Source organism: Ottowia sp. (assembly GCF_047601385.1).
Classification (GTDB): Bacteria; Pseudomonadota; Gammaproteobacteria; order Burkholderiales; family Burkholderiaceae_C; genus Ottowia.
This window is the reverse complement of record NZ_JASGJP010000001.1, coordinates 533,827-548,862: the sequence shown is the minus strand read 5'-3', so window position 1 is coordinate 548,862 and position 15,036 is coordinate 533,827. Positions and strand designations below refer to the sequence as shown.

The 15,036-nt window shown below is 70.6% G+C and carries 17 protein-coding genes; 3 read left to right on the top strand and 14 right to left on the bottom strand.

What is annotated here, in order from left to right; all coding sequences use genetic code 11:
• The first annotated feature begins 164 nt into the window (after positions 1-164).
• Positions 165-1,613 (top strand): efflux transporter outer membrane subunit, encoded by a 1,449-nt coding sequence (locus QM772_RS02685; protein ID WP_415133905.1) that lies wholly within the window; start codon positions 165-167, stop codon positions 1,611-1,613.
• Between the two features lie 57 nt (positions 1,614-1,670).
• On the opposite strand, the gene nth is transcribed toward QM772_RS02685, so the two are convergent.
• The 4 genes from nth to QM772_RS02665 form a co-directional block, all read right to left on the bottom strand.
• The gene (gene nth / locus QM772_RS02680) at positions 1,671-2,309 is read right to left on the bottom strand and encodes an endonuclease III (RefSeq protein ID WP_415133903.1); all 639 of its coding nucleotides are present in this window, start codon (positions 2,307-2,309) and stop codon (positions 1,671-1,673) included.
• A 24-nt stretch (positions 2,310-2,333) separates the two neighbouring features.
• Positions 2,334-3,413 (bottom strand): acyltransferase family protein, encoded by a 1,080-nt coding sequence (locus QM772_RS02675; RefSeq protein ID WP_415133901.1) that lies wholly within the window; start codon positions 3,411-3,413, stop codon positions 2,334-2,336.
• Between the two features lie 471 nt (positions 3,414-3,884).
• Entirely contained in the window at positions 3,885-4,946 is a 1,062-nt protein-coding gene (locus QM772_RS02670; protein WP_415133899.1) for a formylglycine-generating enzyme family protein, read from the bottom strand.
• A 158-nt stretch (positions 4,947-5,104) separates the two neighbouring features.
• Positions 5,105-5,959, bottom strand: a complete 855-nt coding sequence (locus tag QM772_RS02665; protein WP_415133897.1) for a peptidoglycan DD-metalloendopeptidase family protein — start codon at positions 5,957-5,959, stop codon at positions 5,105-5,107.
• Positions 5,960-6,107: 148 nt separating this feature from the next.
• Here QM772_RS02665 and QM772_RS02660 point away from each other — a divergent pair, with 148 nt between their 5' ends.
• Positions 6,108-6,614: a bacteriohemerythrin gene (locus QM772_RS02660; RefSeq protein WP_415133895.1), complete on the top strand. Its 507-nt coding sequence runs from the start codon at positions 6,108-6,110 to the stop codon at positions 6,612-6,614.
• A gap of 109 nt (positions 6,615-6,723) precedes the next feature.
• On the opposite strand, the gene QM772_RS02655 is transcribed toward QM772_RS02660, so the two are convergent.
• From QM772_RS02655 to QM772_RS02620, 8 genes are all read right to left on the bottom strand, one after another.
• The gene (locus tag QM772_RS02655; RefSeq protein ID WP_415133893.1) at positions 6,724-7,404 is read right to left on the bottom strand and encodes an IPTL-CTERM sorting domain-containing protein; all 681 of its coding nucleotides are present in this window, start codon (positions 7,402-7,404) and stop codon (positions 6,724-6,726) included.
• A gap of 65 nt (positions 7,405-7,469) precedes the next feature.
• Positions 7,470-8,141, bottom strand: coding sequence for an IPTL-CTERM sorting domain-containing protein (locus QM772_RS02650; RefSeq protein WP_415133891.1), 672 nt, complete (start codon positions 8,139-8,141; stop codon positions 7,470-7,472).
• Between the two features lie 65 nt (positions 8,142-8,206).
• Positions 8,207-8,899 carry an IPTL-CTERM sorting domain-containing protein gene (locus QM772_RS02645; protein ID WP_415133889.1) on the bottom strand — a complete coding sequence of 231 codons (693 nt, stop codon included), beginning with the start codon at positions 8,897-8,899 and terminating at the stop codon, positions 8,207-8,209.
• A 5-nt stretch (positions 8,900-8,904) separates the two neighbouring features.
• Positions 8,905-9,555, bottom strand: a complete 651-nt coding sequence (locus tag QM772_RS02640; protein WP_415133887.1) for an IPTL-CTERM sorting domain-containing protein — start codon at positions 9,553-9,555, stop codon at positions 8,905-8,907.
• 64 nt (positions 9,556-9,619) lie between these two features.
• Positions 9,620-10,297 carry an IPTL-CTERM sorting domain-containing protein gene (locus QM772_RS02635; protein WP_415133885.1) on the bottom strand — a complete coding sequence of 226 codons (678 nt, stop codon included), beginning with the start codon at positions 10,295-10,297 and terminating at the stop codon, positions 9,620-9,622.
• Between the two features lie 129 nt (positions 10,298-10,426).
• Positions 10,427-11,443, bottom strand: coding sequence for a helix-turn-helix transcriptional regulator (locus QM772_RS02630; RefSeq protein WP_415133883.1), 1,017 nt, complete (start codon positions 11,441-11,443; stop codon positions 10,427-10,429).
• Between the two features lie 92 nt (positions 11,444-11,535).
• A complete protein-coding gene (locus QM772_RS02625) occupies positions 11,536-12,939 on the bottom strand; it encodes an agmatine deiminase family protein (RefSeq protein WP_415133881.1) in 1,404 nt (467 codons plus the stop codon).
• 108 nt (positions 12,940-13,047) lie between these two features.
• Entirely contained in the window at positions 13,048-13,740 is a 693-nt protein-coding gene (locus QM772_RS02620; RefSeq protein WP_415133879.1) for an IPTL-CTERM sorting domain-containing protein, read from the bottom strand.
• Between the two features lie 184 nt (positions 13,741-13,924).
• On the opposite strand from QM772_RS02620, the gene QM772_RS02615 reads away from it, so the two are divergent.
• On the top strand, positions 13,925-14,128 hold the full coding sequence (locus tag QM772_RS02615) for a hypothetical protein (protein ID WP_415133877.1): 204 nt from the start codon (positions 13,925-13,927) through the stop codon (positions 14,126-14,128).
• Positions 14,129-14,148: 20 nt separating this feature from the next.
• Here the strand turns inward: QM772_RS02615 and QM772_RS02610 are convergent, their stop codons facing one another.
• Complete coding sequence (locus tag QM772_RS02610; protein WP_415139426.1) at positions 14,149-14,229, bottom strand: IPTL-CTERM sorting domain-containing protein; 81 nt, start codon at positions 14,227-14,229, stop codon at positions 14,149-14,151.
• 96 nt (positions 14,230-14,325) lie between these two features.
• Positions 14,326-15,012 (bottom strand): IPTL-CTERM sorting domain-containing protein, encoded by a 687-nt coding sequence (locus QM772_RS02605; protein WP_415133876.1) that lies wholly within the window; start codon positions 15,010-15,012, stop codon positions 14,326-14,328.
• Positions 15,013-15,036: the final 24 nt, after the last annotated feature.

Genomic DNA, 15,036 nt, shown 5'->3' with positions numbered 1-15,036 from the left:
CCCTCTCTCTTCGGGAGGGGGACAACGCCAGCGGCCGGCGCAGGTCCGTCCACGGCGTTCGCTGGTGTGGCTTGCTCCGCAGCCATTGGGCTCTTCGGATTTCACTCATTGCCGACGGTATGCGGCGTCATGGACATCTGAAACGAATCACGGAGTGCTATTGAATGAGTAGCTGCTACCGCACGCCAGACAAGCTCTGGAGGCCAAAAACACTTGCAATCTGCGTCAGCGCCGCGTGCCTGCTCTCGGCCTGCTCGCTGGCGCCCGAGACGGCCATGGAGCCCCTGCCCACGCCCACCGCGTGGAAGCACGCGCCCACCGCCCCCGGCTGGGTCAGCGCCGACGCCGCGCGCGCCTGGCACGCCGGCCAGTGGTGGCTGCTGTGGGACGACCCGGTGCTGCACGGCCTGCTGGCGCGCGTCGATCTGAACAACCAGAACCTGAAGGCCGCCGCCGCCAACGTGGCGCAGGCGCAGGCGCTGCTGCGCCAGCAGCGTGCCGGGCTGTGGCCGCAGCTCGGCGCGCAGGCGAGCCAGCAGCGCAGCGGCGGCGACGACAGCGCCACCACCCGCTCGGCCAGCCTCAGCCTCACCGCCAGCTGGGCGCCCGACCTGTGGGGCCGCATCGGCAGCGCCGTGGATGCGCAGGCGGCCAGCGCGCAGGCCAGCGAGGCCGACCTGGCCGGCGCGCGGCTCGACGCCCAGGCCAGCCTGGCGCAGGCCTACTTCGCCCTGCGCGAGACCGACGCCGAGCTGGCGCTGATGGACGAGATCATCGCCGGCTACGAGCGCAGCGCGCGCATCACCCAGAACCGCTACGACGTTGGCGTGGTGCCGCGCACCGACACCTTCCAGGCCGAGGCCACGCTGCGCAACGCGCAGGCCTCGCGCGTGGCGCTGCAGGGCACGCGCGCCGGCTACGAGCACGCCATCGCCCTGCTGGCGGGCGAGGCGCCGGCGGGCTTTGCCGTCGGCCCCGCGCCGTGGACGGGCGCCGTACCCGTCGTGCCGGCCGAAGTGCCCTCGCTGCTGCTGCTGCGCCGGCCCGACGTGGCCAGCGCCGAGCGCGCCGTCAGCGCCGCCAACCAGCAGATCGGCGTGGCGCGCGGCGCGTACTTTCCCAGCCTGTCCTTGAGCGCCGGACTGGGCGCCAGCGGCAGCCATCTGGGCGATTTGCTGTCGGCGCCCAGCCTGCTGTGGTCGCTGGGCGTGGCGCTGGCGCAGACCGTGTTCGACGGCGGCGCGCGCGACGCCCAGGTGGACCAGGCCCTGGCCGCGCGCGACGCCGCCGTGGCGCGCTACCGCCAGTCCGCGCTGACGGCCATGAAGGAGGTGGAGGACCAGCTCAATGCCCTCGCCACCCTGGCGACGCAGACCGACCATGCGCGCGCCGCCGCCGAACTGGCCGAGCGCATCGAGCAGCAGATGCTGAACCGCTACCAGGCGGGCCTGACGTCCTACACCGAGGTCGTCACCGCGCAGGCCAGCGCGCTCAGCGCCCGGCGCAGCCTGCTGCAATTGCAGGTGCAGCGCCAGCAGGCCGCGCTGGGGCTGATCCAGGCGCTGGGCGGGGGCTGGCAGGCGCCGTGGGCCCAGGCGCCGGCTGGTTCTTGATGAAATAGGCCGCCAGCGCCTGCCAGGCAAGCGCCGGTAGCTATCAAAAGAGAAGTATCAGGGCGCCGGCGTCTTCGGCGAATAGTCGCAGCACGGTGCCACCCGGCACTCCCAGCAGCGCGGCTTGCGCGCCACGCACACGTAGCGGCCGAGCAGGATCAGCCAGTGGTGGGCGTGCTCCATGTACCGGGCGGGTACGCGCTGGAGCAGCTTCATCTCTACCTCGTAGGGCGTCCGGCCCGGCGCCAGGCCGGTGCGGTTGCCGACGCGGAAGATGTGCGTGTCCACCGCCATCGTGGGCTCGCCGAAGGCCACGTTCAGCACCACGTTGGCGGTCTTGCGGCCGACGCCGGGGAGCTGCTCCAGCTCCTCGCGCGTACGTGGCACTTCGCCGCCGTGGCGCTCCACCAGGATGCGGCAGGTCTGCACCAGGTGCCTGGCCTTGCTGCGGTACAGGCCGATGGTCTTGATGTAGCCCTCCAGCCGTTCCACGCCCAGGTCCAGGATGCGCTGCGGCGTGTTGGCCACCGGAAACAGCCGTCGCGTGGCCTTGTTCACGCCCACGTCGGTGGCTTGCGCCGACAGCAGCACGGCGGCGAGCAGCTCGAACACGCTGGTGAATTCCAGCTCGCTCTGCGGCTGCGGGTTGGCTGCTTGCAGGGTGGCGAAGAAGGTCTCGATCTGGGTGGGCGTCATGCGCCCGGATTATCGGGCGCCGCCTTAGGCGGCGTTGGCGGCCTGCGCCAGCTTGGGCGGCTTGGCCGGTGCCTTGACCTTCGCCGGTGCCGCTCGTCCGGCCGGGAGGCGCTGGCCGTCGCGCCAGCGCAGCGCCCAGCGCTCGACGGTGTAGAACGACAGCGCCGCCAGCCCCATCGACAGCGGCAGGCCCAGCGCCACCACCAGCGGCCACGAGAACTCGCTGCGCAGCACGCGCACCACCGGGTAGTGCCATAGATAGACGCCGTAGGAGATGCGGCCCAGCCACACCAGGGCCGGGATGCTCAGCATGTCGAACACCACGCCCTGCCGCTGGTGGATGGCGATGATCACCGCCGCAGCCGCCAGCTCGGTCAGGGCGATGCCCCACAGCAGGGCGCCGTTGCCGTCCCACGCGAAGCCCGCCACCGCGAACGGGAAGGCCAGCACCAGCCACAGCAGGTAGCGCTGGCGCGCCACCAATGCGGCGAACCATTGGGGCCGCTGCACCGCCACCGTGGCCAGCAGGCTGCCCAGCAGCATGCCGGTGGCGCGGGTGTCGAAGCGGAAGAAGACCTCGTAGAAGAGCTGCCCCGACTGCACCCAGTACAGGCGCCACACGAAGCCCAGCACGTACAGCAGCGCGACCGTGCCCCAGACGCGCGCCGCCGGCAGCTTGCGCAGCAGCAGGCCCAGCAGCAGCGGCCAGACCAGGTAGAAGTGCTCCTCCACCGACAGCGACCACATGTGCAGCAGCGCGTCGGGGCTGTCGAAGAAGGCGATGCCGTAGTCGGCCAGGTACAGCATGGAGACCAGCACGTCCTGCGTGGTGCTGTCGTCCTCGGGCCAGATCCGGGGCGCCACCAGCCAATAGACGGCCAGGAACAGCAGCAGCGCCGGCATCAGGCGGAAGAAGCGGCGGCGGTAGAAACGCCAGCAGTCGATGCGCCCGCTCTGCCCGTGCTCGATCAGCAGCAGCGAGGTGATGAGAAAGCCGCTGAGCACGAAGAAGATGTCCACGCCGAAGAACGCGCCGTCGAACATCGGCACGTGCGCGTGCGAGAAAAACACCAGCACGATGGCCACCGCGCGCAGGCCGTCCATCGCGGGGTTGTAGGGGAGGTGATGAGCCGACAAAACTGCTGTCCTCGATCGCGGCGGGCGAGGGGATGCCGCGCACATGCGGAGCCGGCGCGGGCCAGCCCTGCGGATCGAAAAACTATAGCGGCCGATGCGTGCCGATGGGTGCAAATGTGAGCCGCCGACACAGGTTTTGCTTTTTGCAAGACACCGCCAGGAGTAGCGCTGGGGCGTATCGGCGGCTGGCGAAGGCGCCGGGCTGAGGCCGGGGCGGACGCGGATCCCCGCCTGCGCGAGGATGCCGGGAATGGGCGCGGGGATGCCGGGAGCTAGGAGTCTGCGCGGCAGAAGCCGCCGAAGCGAAACGCGCGAAAAACGAGGACAGCGTGGTGATACCGACAAGCCCAGGGTAGGCCCCCTGGGCGCAGGCGGTAGCGCCGCGATGGACCGTTTTCTCGCGCGTTGCAGCCGGCGCAGGTTCTGCCGCGCAGACTCCTAGCGCGGCCCCTGCTCGCGCAGCAGGCGGAAGCCCACCAGCACGTAGCGCGTCTCGGGCGTGTTCCAGTTGCGGAAGGCCACGCGGGCGTACAGCGGCCACGTATGCCAGGAGCCGCCGCGCCGCACGCGGGCGTTGCCGGTGGCGGGGCCGGGCGGGTCGGCGGCGGGGGATTGGGCGTAGTAGTCCTCGCCGTACCAGTCGGCGCACCATTCCCAGGCGTTGCCGATCATGTCGTACAGGCCGAAGGCGTTGGGCGCGAAGCTGCCCACGGGCGCGGTGAAGGGGTAGCCGTCGCTGCCGTCGCCGGCCTGCTCGCGCCAGCGCGGCCAGCGCAGGGCGGTCTCGCGGTCGAAGGTGTTGGCGGTGGCCGGCAGCACGGCGGGGTCGTCGCCGGCGGGAAAGCGCGTGCGCGTGCCGCCGCGCGCGGCGTATTCCCACTCGGCCTCGGTCGGCAGGCGGTAGGTCACGCCTTCGCGCTGGCTCAGCCACCGGGCCATGGCCAGGGCGTCGTTCCAGGTGACGTTGACCACCGGGTGATCGTCGGTCTGCGCGAAGCCGGTGGCCTGCCATGAATAGCGCGGATCGCGCCCCTCGAACAGGTCGCCGCGCTCGCTGCGCGCCGGGTCGTAGTCGGGGTTGAAGCCGTAGGCGCCGGTGCCGTCGCGCACCGACTCGGGCACGTAGCCCGAGGCCTGCAGGAAGCGGCGGAACTGCCCCACCGTGACTTCGTGCGCGCCCAGCCAGAAGTCGCGCGAGATGCGCACGCGGTGCACCGGGGCCTCGTCGGTCAGCTCCTTCAGGCGTTTCGGGTCGGCATGGGGGAAGGCGCGCGCCAGCGCCTGCGGCGACTCGTCGCCGCCCATCAGGAACTCGCCCGCCGGTATGTGCTGGAAGCGCATGCCGATGCTGTCCGTGAAGCCGCCTGCGGCGGCGGCGCGGGGCGCAGCGGTCGATGCCGGTGCGGTGCCGGCCGGCGGCGCGGCGCAGCCGCCCAGGACAGCCAGGGAGACGGCCAGGCCGGCGGCCAGTGGCGCGAAGCCGCGAAGTGCGAGGGTCATGGGCATGCGAGCGGTTAAGCGAACGGCGACGATGCTCTCAGTTGAGTCAGGGGCTGTCAACGCGGATCGTTCCCAGCGGGCGGGGCGCGGTACTGGACGACCCTTCGCGCAGCGCGCAGCGCGCTGCGGGATGAGCGCTTGGGGGCGGCCCGGCGCGCTCATGCTTCCAGAAACAGCGCCGGGTCCACCGACGCGCGGTTGAGCGCCACCGTCCAGTGCAGGTGAGGGCCGGTGACGCGGCCGGTGGCGCCGACGGCGCCCAGGCGCTCGCCCACGGCCAGCCGATTGCCGTTTTGCACGTCGATACGGCTCAGGTGGCACATCATCGACAGCAGGCCGCCGCCGTGGTCGAGCCACACGGTGCGGCCGTTGAAGAAGTAGTCGCCGGTGTCGATCACCGTGGCTGGCATCGGCGCTACGACCGGCGTGCCGGTGGGCGCGGCGATGTCCATGCCGCTGTGCGGGTTGCGCGGCTGGCCGTTGAAGAAGCGCCGCAGCCCGAACGAGCTGGAGCGGCGCCCCGGCGTCGGCTGGCGCATGCGCAGCTCGCCCGCCGGCGGCGCGCTGAAGGTGGCGATCACCTGCTGCTGGTGCGCGCGCTCGCGCTCGTGGCGCGCCAGGTCGGCGGGTGAGAGGTCCACCGTGCGCGGCGGCACCTTCAGGTGCTGCTCGGTGTACTGCTTGCCGGCCACGTCGTAGGCGATTTCGCGTTCGCCGCCCGCGCCCGGCACGCGGATACGCGCGGTGCCCGGCGTGGCCGACAGTGGGATGCCCACCAGCGCCGTCCAGCTGATGGCGTCGCCCACCACCAGCAGCGGCACGTCGTCCGCGAAGGCGCGCGGCCGCTCGGCCGCCGGGCCCAGGTCGAGCCGGGCCACGCCGCCGGGCACGGCGGCCGGGCGCGGCCAGAGGCCGGGGCCGTCGCCGCGCGCGCGCGCCGCCAGCGGCCACGCGGCGGCGGCCAGCAGCGCGCGCCGGCGCCCGGGGAGCTGAAGTCTTGAGGATGAAAACATGGTCTGCCGTGGATGCACTGTGCGCCGGAAGCTATGAATAGTGTAGCGACAGGGCGACCGTGCGGCCCGTTTGACGTGTGTCAATCCGATGAAGATGTATCAAACAGATACTGCGCGCATCCCCAAAAACTCTGCTTGAAAGCATTTCATGGCCATCCTGCACTGGGTGCCCGAGCTGGACACCGGCATCGAGGAAATCGACGTCCAGCATCGGCGCATCGTCGACTACATCAACCGCCTGTACGAGCTGCGTGACAGCCCCGACCGCGAGGCGCTGGCGGACGTGATCGCCGAGACGGTGGACTACACCATCTCGCACTTCGCCTTCGAGGAGGGCGTGATCGAGGCCGCCGGCTACATGTTCGCCGGCCCGCACAAGCGCGTGCACGAGCTGTTCACGCGCAAGGTGGCCGAGATGCAGAGCCGCTTCGATGCCGGCGAGAACGTCACCGCCGAGCTGCACGGCATGCTCTCGCGCTGGCTGTTCAACCACATCCGCAACGAGGACCACGGCTACATCGATGCCGTCAAGGCCTACCAGCGCATGACCGGCAAGGGCCGCGCGGCCGAGCTGGACCAGATCAAGGCCGAGGTGCTGCGCGAGCTGTCGCGGCAGCCGCGCCGGCGGGGCATCCTGGCGCGCCTGTTCGGCTGAGGGCGGGCGGGCCGCGCAGGGCGCTCACGAAAGAGCTCCCAGCACGCACCAGACACACGCTGGAAGCTACGAAAACAGGAGCGAAAACCTCCCGGCAGTTGCCGCGCGGCTACGCGCCGCGCCGCCGCGTGCGCCAGCCCAGCGCGCCCAGCAAACCCGCCAGCAGTGCCAGGCCCGCGTGGCCCAGCGTGGGCACCGGCGTGGCGGCGGGCGGGGCGGCGTAGGGCGTGGGGTCGCAGGGGCCCGCCACGCGCACGGGGGCGCTCCAGCGGCTGGGCTGCATCAGGCCGCTGCCGGTGGAGAAGGTGCGCGGGCTGGCGCTGCCCACGCGGTCGATAAAGACCACGCCCGCGCCGCCATTGCTGGCAAACCACTTGACCGCCCCCTGGATGCTGCCCTGCGCGGCGTACTGGCCGGGCTGGGCGGCGGGCGAGTCCACCTCCACGCGGGTGGGCACCATCGTCAGCGCGCCGCTGGCGTCGGTGACGAAGCTGCCCTGCCCGCTGGTGGGCGGCGTGGCCGCCAGGTCTTGCTGGTAGACCACGTCGCGCGCCGTGTTCATGCGCCAGATGGTGCAGGTGAGATAGTCCCAGTCCCACACCCGGCTGGCGGTGCTGGTGTCGGTGGTGTTGCCGCCGCTCGCAAAGATGAAGGTGACGCTGTAGGTCTCGTTGGCAATGTCGGGAAATTCGGAGTTGCTGATCGCACCCTCGGCCGTGATGGCAAAGGGCACGGCCTGCGCGGCGGCAGCGGCGGCCAGCAGGGCGGCGGCGGCAAGGGTTTTCTTCATGGTGATCGCTTCTGTTTTGATAGCTGCCAGCGCTTGTTGGACAAGCGCCAGCGGCCAAAAAGGATTCAACCCCGCTGGCGACGGCGGGTGAACCCGGCCACGCCCAGGGCGCCCGCCAGCAGCGCCAGCGCGCCGTGGCCCAGGGTGGGCACGGGCGTGGGCGCAGGCGTGGGTGGCGGGGCGGCGGGCGCGGCGCACTGGCCGTTGCCGATGCCGCTGAATTGCTGGGGCGGGCCCCAGCGATTGGCGGCCATCTGCACGCCGCCGTCGGCGTCGTGAAAGCCCAAGTCAACCGACGGGGTTGGCTGGTAGCCAAAGACGGGATTCGTGCCATTGGCCACCCATCCGGCGTTGCCCGTGATGGGGCTGGTGGCGCTGTAGTTGGCGTAGTGCGTGGTGGAAACGGTGCTGAACACGCTGGTCGGGTAGCCGTTGGCGCCCGTGGTGAAGGTGCCAGCGCCTTCGGACGGATGGGCGGCCAGGTCTTGCGCATAGACGATGGTGCCGCCCGCCATTTCCCAGATCACGCAGGTGAGTTGGCTGACGCTCCAGGACTGGTTCAGCACGGTATTGCCGCCGTTGTCGAACACCAGCGTGACGTAGTAGGGCTGGCCGTTGGTAACGTCGGGGATGTCGGAATTGGCCACCGTGCCCGCATACCGGGTGGCGAATTGCTCGGCGTGCGCGGCGGCGGCGGCCAGCAGGGCCAGGGTGGCGGCGGCAAGGGCTTTTTTCATGGTGATTGCTTCTGCTTTGATAGCTGGTGGCGCTTGGTGGACAAGCGCTGGAGGCCAAAAAGGCTTCAACCCCGCTGGCGGCGGCGGGTGAACCCGGCCACGCCCAGGGCGCACGTCAGCAGCGCCAGCGCGCCGTGGCCCAGCGTGGGCACGGGCGTGGCGTTGGGCACGGGCGGCGCGGTGTAGGGCGCGGGGTCGCAGGGGCCGGTCACGCGCTGCGGGGCGGTCCAGGCGGCGGGGGCCACGCTGACGCCGCCGCCGGTGGCGGACAGCTCGCGCAGGAGGTTGCCGGTGCCCGAGCTGTCCATGAACACGGGGTTTGCGCCGTTGATTGACCACTCCACGATGGGCACCAGCGCGGTGGTGCCGGTCTGCGCGAACTGGCCCGCCGGGGTGGCGCCCAACACGAAGGTGTACAGGCCCGTCAGCGCGCCGTTGGCGCCGGTGGTGGCGCTGCCGTTGGCGACGAAGTTGTTCACGCTGGGGCTGATGGGATGCGTGTAGGCGATGGGGCCGCCGCCGTCCACCGTCCAGAGCGCGCAGGTCAGGTGCGCGGTGCTCCAGGTCTGGCTGGCGGCGCTGGTGCCGCCGTTGTCGAAGATGAGGGTGACGGTGTAGCCGTCGCCCACGTTCACGCCGGGCAGTTGGGTGAAGGCGATGCTGCCGCTTTGCTGGATGGCGAAGGGCGCGGCCTGCGCGGCGGTGGCGGCGCAGGCGAGCAGCAGGGCGGCGACGGCGTGGTGGAGCGTGCGCTGCATGGTGTTTACGCCTTTCTGCGGGTGATGAAGCCCGCCGCGCCCAGCAGGCCCGCCAGCAGCGCCAGCGCGGCGTGGCCCAGCGTGGGCACGGGCGTGGCGTTGGGCGCGGTGGGGGCCGTGGGGGCGGCGCAGGAGCCGGTAAAGGGCACGGGGTTGCTCCAACTGGCGGGCGTGGTGGGTACGCCGCCGCTGGCATCGTCGAAGTGGTCGAGGGTGTTCGAGGAGAAGACCGCGTTGTCCCCGTTGATAAACCAGGCCGGATCACCCAACGGCGAGGTGAAGCCGCTGGTGGTGTAGCTGCCCGCAGCTACGGGGTTGGCGACCACATAGTCGAAGAACCCGGTCAGCGTGCCGCTCATGTTGGTGCTGGCGGTGTTGGCCGTGTTCGTGATCGGCCCGTTCTGCGCCAGCACCACGTTCTGCGCGGTGTTCATGCGCCAGATGACGCAGGTGATGTGTGCCCCGTTCCAGCTCTGATCTGACGCACTGGTGTCGCCGTTGTCCAGCACCAGCGTGATGCTGTAGGGCTGGCCGCTGTGGATTTCAGGGAGGCTGGATGTGCCGATGGTGCCGTTGTAGGTGATGGCGAAGGGCGCGGCCTGCGCGGTGGCGGCGGCGCAGGCGAGCAGGGCGGCGGCAATGTGGCGTGTTGTCATGGTGTTGCTTCTGTTTTGATAGCTGGTGGCGCTTGTCTGGCAAGCGCTGGGGGCTGAAATGGCTTCAAGCCTTGCGGCGGCGGTTAAGCCAGCCCGCAGCGCCCAGCACGCCCGACAGCAGCGCCAGCGCGGCGTGGCCGAGCGTGGGCACGGCGGTGGGGGTGGCGGGCGGCGCGGTGTAGGGCTCGTCGTCGCAGGCGGCGGTGACGCGCGCGGGGGCCGACCAGTACTGGGCGTTGGTGGGCACGCCGCCGACGGCGGTGACGGTGCCGCCCGTGCCGTTGGTGTCGGCAAAGATGGGGTTGCTGTCGGTGATCCGCCATTCGACGGGCTGCGTCAGCGGCGTGGTGAAGCCGGTGGCGGTGTAGGTGCTGGCGTCGTCTTCCTGGATGCTGTCGAACATGACGCCCAGCGCCCCGGCGGGGTTGGAGCGGGCATGGCCCATGTAGGAGAGCGATGCGCCCGCCAGGCTTTGGGTGAACTGGGTGCTGCCGTTGCTGAAGCGCCAGATGGCGCAGACCAGGTGCGCGGCCTCCCAGGTCTGGCTGGCGGCGCTGGTGCCGCCGTTGTCGAAGATGATGGTGACGGTGTACGACTGGCCCGCGTTGACGCCGGGGACGCTGGAGGTATCGACCATGCCGCTGTGCAGGGTGGCGTAGGGCGCGGCGTGGGCTGGGGCGGCCAGGGCGGCGGCGGTGGCGAGGAGGGCGAGGGTAGTGCGGGCGGTACGGGTGTTGTGCATGGTTTTGCGAGAGGGCGGCAAGGGTAAAGCCGCCGATTCTTGGAAAACCGCCGTGGCCTGTCTGGCCCTGGCACGACATTCGGCATACCCGGCGCGACTTTCGTGCGCGCCCGCCGCGCGGCGGGGGAACTAGCGGGCTTGCGCGGCTTCGCGGGCCTCGGTGGGGGTGATGCCGAAGTGCCTGCGGAATGCGCGGCTGAAGGCCGAGATGCCGTCGAAGCCGCTGTCCAGCGCGATCTCCAGCACGCGCAGGTGCTGGTGCGCGGGGCTGGTGAGCAGTGCGTGGGCGTGCTGCATGCGCGCTTCGCCTAGCACGCCGGTGAAGCTGGTGTCTTGCGTGGCCAGCATGCGCTGCACCTGGCGCGGGGTGGTGTTGTGCAGGCGGGCGAGCTGGCGCAGATCGAACCCGCGCTGGTTGAGGTATTTGTGGATGTCGCGCCGCATCAGCGCCAGGCGGGCCTGCTGGGCTTGGCCGGGCGGGGGGCGGCTGGCGGCGCGGGGGGCGTCGATGGCGCTGGCGAGCAGCTGGTGCAGGTGTTCGGCGGCGGCGGTGAGGGCGGTACACGACAGGCTGCCCTGGCGGGCGAGCAGCGCGGCGTAGTCCAGCGCCAGCGCGGCGCTGTCGGTGCCGGGCGCGCCGGGGTGGAAGACGTGCATGGGCGCTTCTTCCAGCCGGGGCAGTCGCCGCGCCAGGGCGGCGCGGGGCACTTGCAGGCCGGTGGTGACGGCGTGCCAGGGGTTGATGCCGCAGTGCTCGCGCGCCTTGGACATGAGCACGATGCTGCCTTGCGGCACGGCGATTTCGCCCTTGGGGTGGCACAGGGTGGCGCTGCCTGCGGTGCCGTGGGTGAGGGCGATGAAGATGTCGTCCATGCCGTCGGCCATCAGCGCGGCGGTGCGGCGCGCCTGCATGGGCGTGTGCGCGCCGTGGATGTAGGCGGCGCCGGGGCCGAGCAGGCTGAGGGTGGCGTGGTAGCGAAAGCCGGCCAGCGGGCGCACGCCGCCGTCGGCGTGGCGCAGGTCGGAGCCGAGCAGGTCGCGCCCCAGCAGCTCGCGCACGGCGGCCACGTAGTCGCCGTGGGGCAGGTCGTGCGTGGAGATGCGCAGGTGCTGGATGGCGGGGGGCGGGGCGGCTTCGTCAGGCATGGCCGCGATTTTTCAGATGCGGCGGCGGCTGCGTTGTGCCCAGCACGACATTCGCTGTTCCCGGCGCGACAAATTGCCGTGCCGGGGGCGAGCTACACCGCGAATTGCCAGGCCACCTGCTTCGGAATCTGCTGCGTGATGCAGTGCAGGCCGCCGCCGCCGGCCAGCAGCGCATCCGGCGCGATCTGCACGACGCGGCGGCCGGGGTAGCGCGCGGCGATGATCTGGGCGAATGCGGCGTCTTTGTCCTTGAGCGTCAGGTCGCGCCCTGGCTGGTAGAAGCGGGGCACCAGCACCACGCCGTCGGAGACGACGAAGTTCATGTAGCTGGCGGGCAGCAGGTAGCTCACCGGCTCTTCGTTGGCGAAGCGCTCCGCGCCCTTGAGCTTGTGCGTGGGGTGCTGGTTCATGTCGGCGATCATCCACCAGGCGTTGTCGTCGGGCGTCAGCTCCACCACGATGGGGCCGGGTTCGGGCACGCGCACGATGGTGAATGGCCGACCGTCCTGGTCGGTGGCGGCGCTCAGGATGGCGTGGGCTTCTTGCAGCACGTCGTGGGCGAGCTGCGTGACCGGGTCGCCGGCGGCGATGGCGGCGGCCAGCTCGGCACCGGTCACCTCAGGCAGCAGCAGGGTGCGTTCGTCCACCCAGGCGATCATTTCGTCGATGTGGGTCACGCCCACGTTGTAGGCCCATACGTCGTCGGGCATGCGGTAGGGCGTTTGCATGACGGTGTGCGCGTCGCTGGGCATGTTGCGCTTGAGGAAGATCACCTTGGTCACGCTGAATACGCGCTTGAGTTCCGCCTCGATCTGCGCGGCCGTCCAGCCCTTGTTGCGGCCCAGCAGGCCGACGCCCTCGGTGCCGTCGCCCAGCAGGGCGATCACCGTGCCCCGGCCGTTGAAGTGCAGGTTGCCGCCCTCGCACACCAGCGGCGAGCGCACGCACTCCACGCCCATCGCCGCGCCCACGCGCACTGCCAGGTCGTTGTCGGTGTTGTAGGTGTCGTTGGTGTCCGGCCCCGAGAAGGCGTTGTAGCCATAGCCGTCGAAGTCGAAGTCCACCATGCGCAGATCCCCTCGCGCCGTGGTCTGGAAGATGCCGCCGTAGTCGCGCACCCACATCTCGGCGTGTTCCACCGTCAAAAAGCGCACGCGCTGCGCGATCTGGGTGCCCGACATCTGCGCCGCGCCCAGCGCCAGGCGCATGGCCTCGCGCTCCTCGGCGCTGTTCACCAGGTACACCACCGGCACCGAGGGCGCCAGCGCCGCGATCATCGCGGCTTGCGTCTCCAGGATGGACCAGCCCACCTTGTAGTCGTAGCCGATGCTGGCCAGCATCACCGCCTGCTGCGGCTCGGTCTCGGCCGGCACGCGCCACGCGGCGGGCGCGTCGGCGGCGCCGTCGTCATCGCCACCGCCGCAGGCGGCCAGCGCGGCGGATGCGGCGGCGCTCAGCAGCAGGCTGCGGCGGCGCACCAAAGTGGATGTGGACATGGTGTTTCCTTGAGGTGAATTCATGAATAAAAAAAGCTTCCAGCGCCCGCCAGACAAGCGCTGGAAGCTATCGAAGCAGGAGCGCGGCGGCTCCCGCGTTTCCCCGATTCACGTGCCGCGGCGGCGCCCGCGCCAGCCCAGCGCGCCCAGCGCGGCGGCCAGCAGCGCCAGCCCCGCGTGGCCCAGCGTGGGCACGGCGGCGGGTGGCGTGGTGGTGGTCGCCGCCGCGCAGTTGCCGGCGTAGGGAGCGGGGTTCGACCAGCGCTCCGGCGCCGTTGAAACGCCATCACCCACGGCTTCGATGTTGAGGAAGTCCGCGCCTGCCTGGCTGGAGAAGATGGAGTCCTGGTTGTTGATGTGCCAGTGCACGACGTTCAGCGCCGGCACGAAGCCGCTGGCCGTGTACTGGGCGCTGGTCACGTCGTGGGCGATCAGCGAGCTGAAGAAGCCGTCCAGCGCGCCACTGGCATCGGTGTGGGCCGCGCCGCCGAAATCGGTGGGCGGCGCGGCCACCAGGTTCTGCGCGTACACCACGTTCTGCGAGTTGTTGAAGCGCCAGAGGATGCAGCGCAGGTTGCTGGCCTCCCAGGTCTGGTTGCCGGCCGTGGCGTTGCCGTTGTCGAACACCAGGGTGATGCGGAAGTCCTGCTCGCCGGACACCGTGCCGAAGCCGCTCTCGGCGACCTGCCCCGCGTAGGTGGTGGCGAACGGCGCCGCGCTGGCGCCCGTGGCCGCCGCCAGCGCGGCGCCCGCCAGCAGCGTGCCCAGGTGGCGCCGCGCGGTGTGGTGGTGGATGGGCATGGAAAGGTTCCCTCTGGATGTTGTGATACGATGGGCGGCGATTCTGAAAAAACCCGCGCCGCCCTGCTGTGCTCCGCCCGACATTCGATGTGCCTGGCGCGACTTTTTTTGTTCGGCTCGTCCCCGAGCCGTTATCGGCATCCGCGCGAGCACCCACGGCCCGCCGCGCAGGCGCCAGGCCGGCGTGAGCCTGCCGCGCGGGCTGGCATCCGCCCGCCAGCTCTTTGGGCCGAACTTTCAACCCAGCGAGAGCTTGAAGGCGCTGGTGTATTTCAACGACGGCGACTTGCAGACCTTCACCGCCGACGAGAAAAAGACGCTGGTGGCAGAGGTGAGGGCCGTGCGCAATCTGCCCGAGCTGGGGTTGCGCTCGAACTCGCTGGCTTGAAGACGCTGGCCGGGGCTTCTTCAAGCCGTCCTGCGCTGCCCCACAAAACCAGCCACTCCCACCAACCCCGCCATCAACCCCAGCCCCACCGGCCCCAGCACGGGCACCGGCGTGGCGATGTGGCGTGTTTCATGGTATTGCTTCTTCTTTGATAGCTGCCAGCGCTTGATTTGCAAGCGCCAAGGGTCAAAAAGGCTTCAAACTTTCTTGCGGCGGCTGATGAAGCCCGCCACGCCCAGCAGGCCGGTCAGCAGCGCCAGCGCGGCATGGCCCAGCGTGGGCACGGGGGTGGCGTGCGACGGGCCGGGCGTGGGCGCTGGGCAGGGGCCCGCGTAGGGCGCGGGCGCGCTCCAGTCGGCGGGGCTGACGGAAACGCCCGCCGGGTTGCCGGTGGCGCGTGGGTCGTTGGCTCCGCTGAAAAAAACGGCATTCACGCCATTGATGAACCAGCTCACCACTCCCGGCCCGGCCGCAAAGCCGCTGGCCGCATAGGCGCCGGGCGCCACGTTCTGCGCCACCACTTCGGTGAACATGCCGGTCAGCGTGCCGCCCGCGTTGGACGAAACCGTGCCGGCCACCGTGGTGGCGGGCACGGCCGAAAGGTTCTGCGCATACACCACGTCCTGCGCGCTGTTGAAGGCCCAGAGCACGCAGGTCAGGTGCGCCGCCTCCCATGTCTGGCCGTTGGCCGAGTTGCCGCCGTTGTCGAACACCAGCGACACGGTAAACGGCTCTCCGGCATGCATGTCGGCAAAGTTGGTGCCGGGGCCAAGCTGGCCGAAGTAAGTGGTGGAAAACGGCGCAGCCTGCGTGCTGGTGGCGGCCAGGGCGCAGGCCGCCAGCGCGCAGGCCGCCAGGGTGTGGCGGGGGGTGGAAGAGGTCATGGGTTTGCTCCTGGGTTGATAGCT

Coding starts and splice junctions, on each gene's coding strand:
- QM772_RS02685 (WP_415133905.1), top strand. CDS start 165: ATGAGTAGCTGCTACCGCACGCCAGACAAGCTCTGGAGGCCAAAAACA.
- nth (WP_415133903.1), bottom strand. CDS start 2,309: ATGACGCCCACCCAGATCGAGACCTTCTTCGCCACCCTGCAAGCAGCC.
- QM772_RS02675 (WP_415133901.1), bottom strand. CDS start 3,413: ATGGACGGCCTGCGCGCGGTGGCCATCGTGCTGGTGTTTTTCTCGCAC.
- QM772_RS02670 (WP_415133899.1), bottom strand. CDS start 4,946: ATGACCCTCGCACTTCGCGGCTTCGCGCCACTGGCCGCCGGCCTGGCC.
- QM772_RS02665 (WP_415133897.1), bottom strand. CDS start 5,959: ATGTTTTCATCCTCAAGACTTCAGCTCCCCGGGCGCCGGCGCGCGCTG.
- QM772_RS02660 (WP_415133895.1), top strand. CDS start 6,108: ATGGCCATCCTGCACTGGGTGCCCGAGCTGGACACCGGCATCGAGGAA.
- QM772_RS02655 (WP_415133893.1), bottom strand. CDS start 7,404: ATGAAGAAAACCCTTGCCGCCGCCGCCCTGCTGGCCGCCGCTGCCGCC.
- QM772_RS02650 (WP_415133891.1), bottom strand. CDS start 8,141: ATGAAAAAAGCCCTTGCCGCCGCCACCCTGGCCCTGCTGGCCGCCGCC.
- QM772_RS02645 (WP_415133889.1), bottom strand. CDS start 8,899: ATGCAGCGCACGCTCCACCACGCCGTCGCCGCCCTGCTGCTCGCCTGC.
- QM772_RS02640 (WP_415133887.1), bottom strand. CDS start 9,555: ATGACAACACGCCACATTGCCGCCGCCCTGCTCGCCTGCGCCGCCGCC.
- QM772_RS02635 (WP_415133885.1), bottom strand. CDS start 10,297: ATGCACAACACCCGTACCGCCCGCACTACCCTCGCCCTCCTCGCCACC.
- QM772_RS02630 (WP_415133883.1), bottom strand. CDS start 11,443: ATGCCTGACGAAGCCGCCCCGCCCCCCGCCATCCAGCACCTGCGCATC.
- QM772_RS02625 (WP_415133881.1), bottom strand. CDS start 12,939: ATGTCCACATCCACTTTGGTGCGCCGCCGCAGCCTGCTGCTGAGCGCC.
- QM772_RS02620 (WP_415133879.1), bottom strand. CDS start 13,740: ATGCCCATCCACCACCACACCGCGCGGCGCCACCTGGGCACGCTGCTG.
- QM772_RS02605 (WP_415133876.1), bottom strand. CDS start 15,012: ATGACCTCTTCCACCCCCCGCCACACCCTGGCGGCCTGCGCGCTGGCG.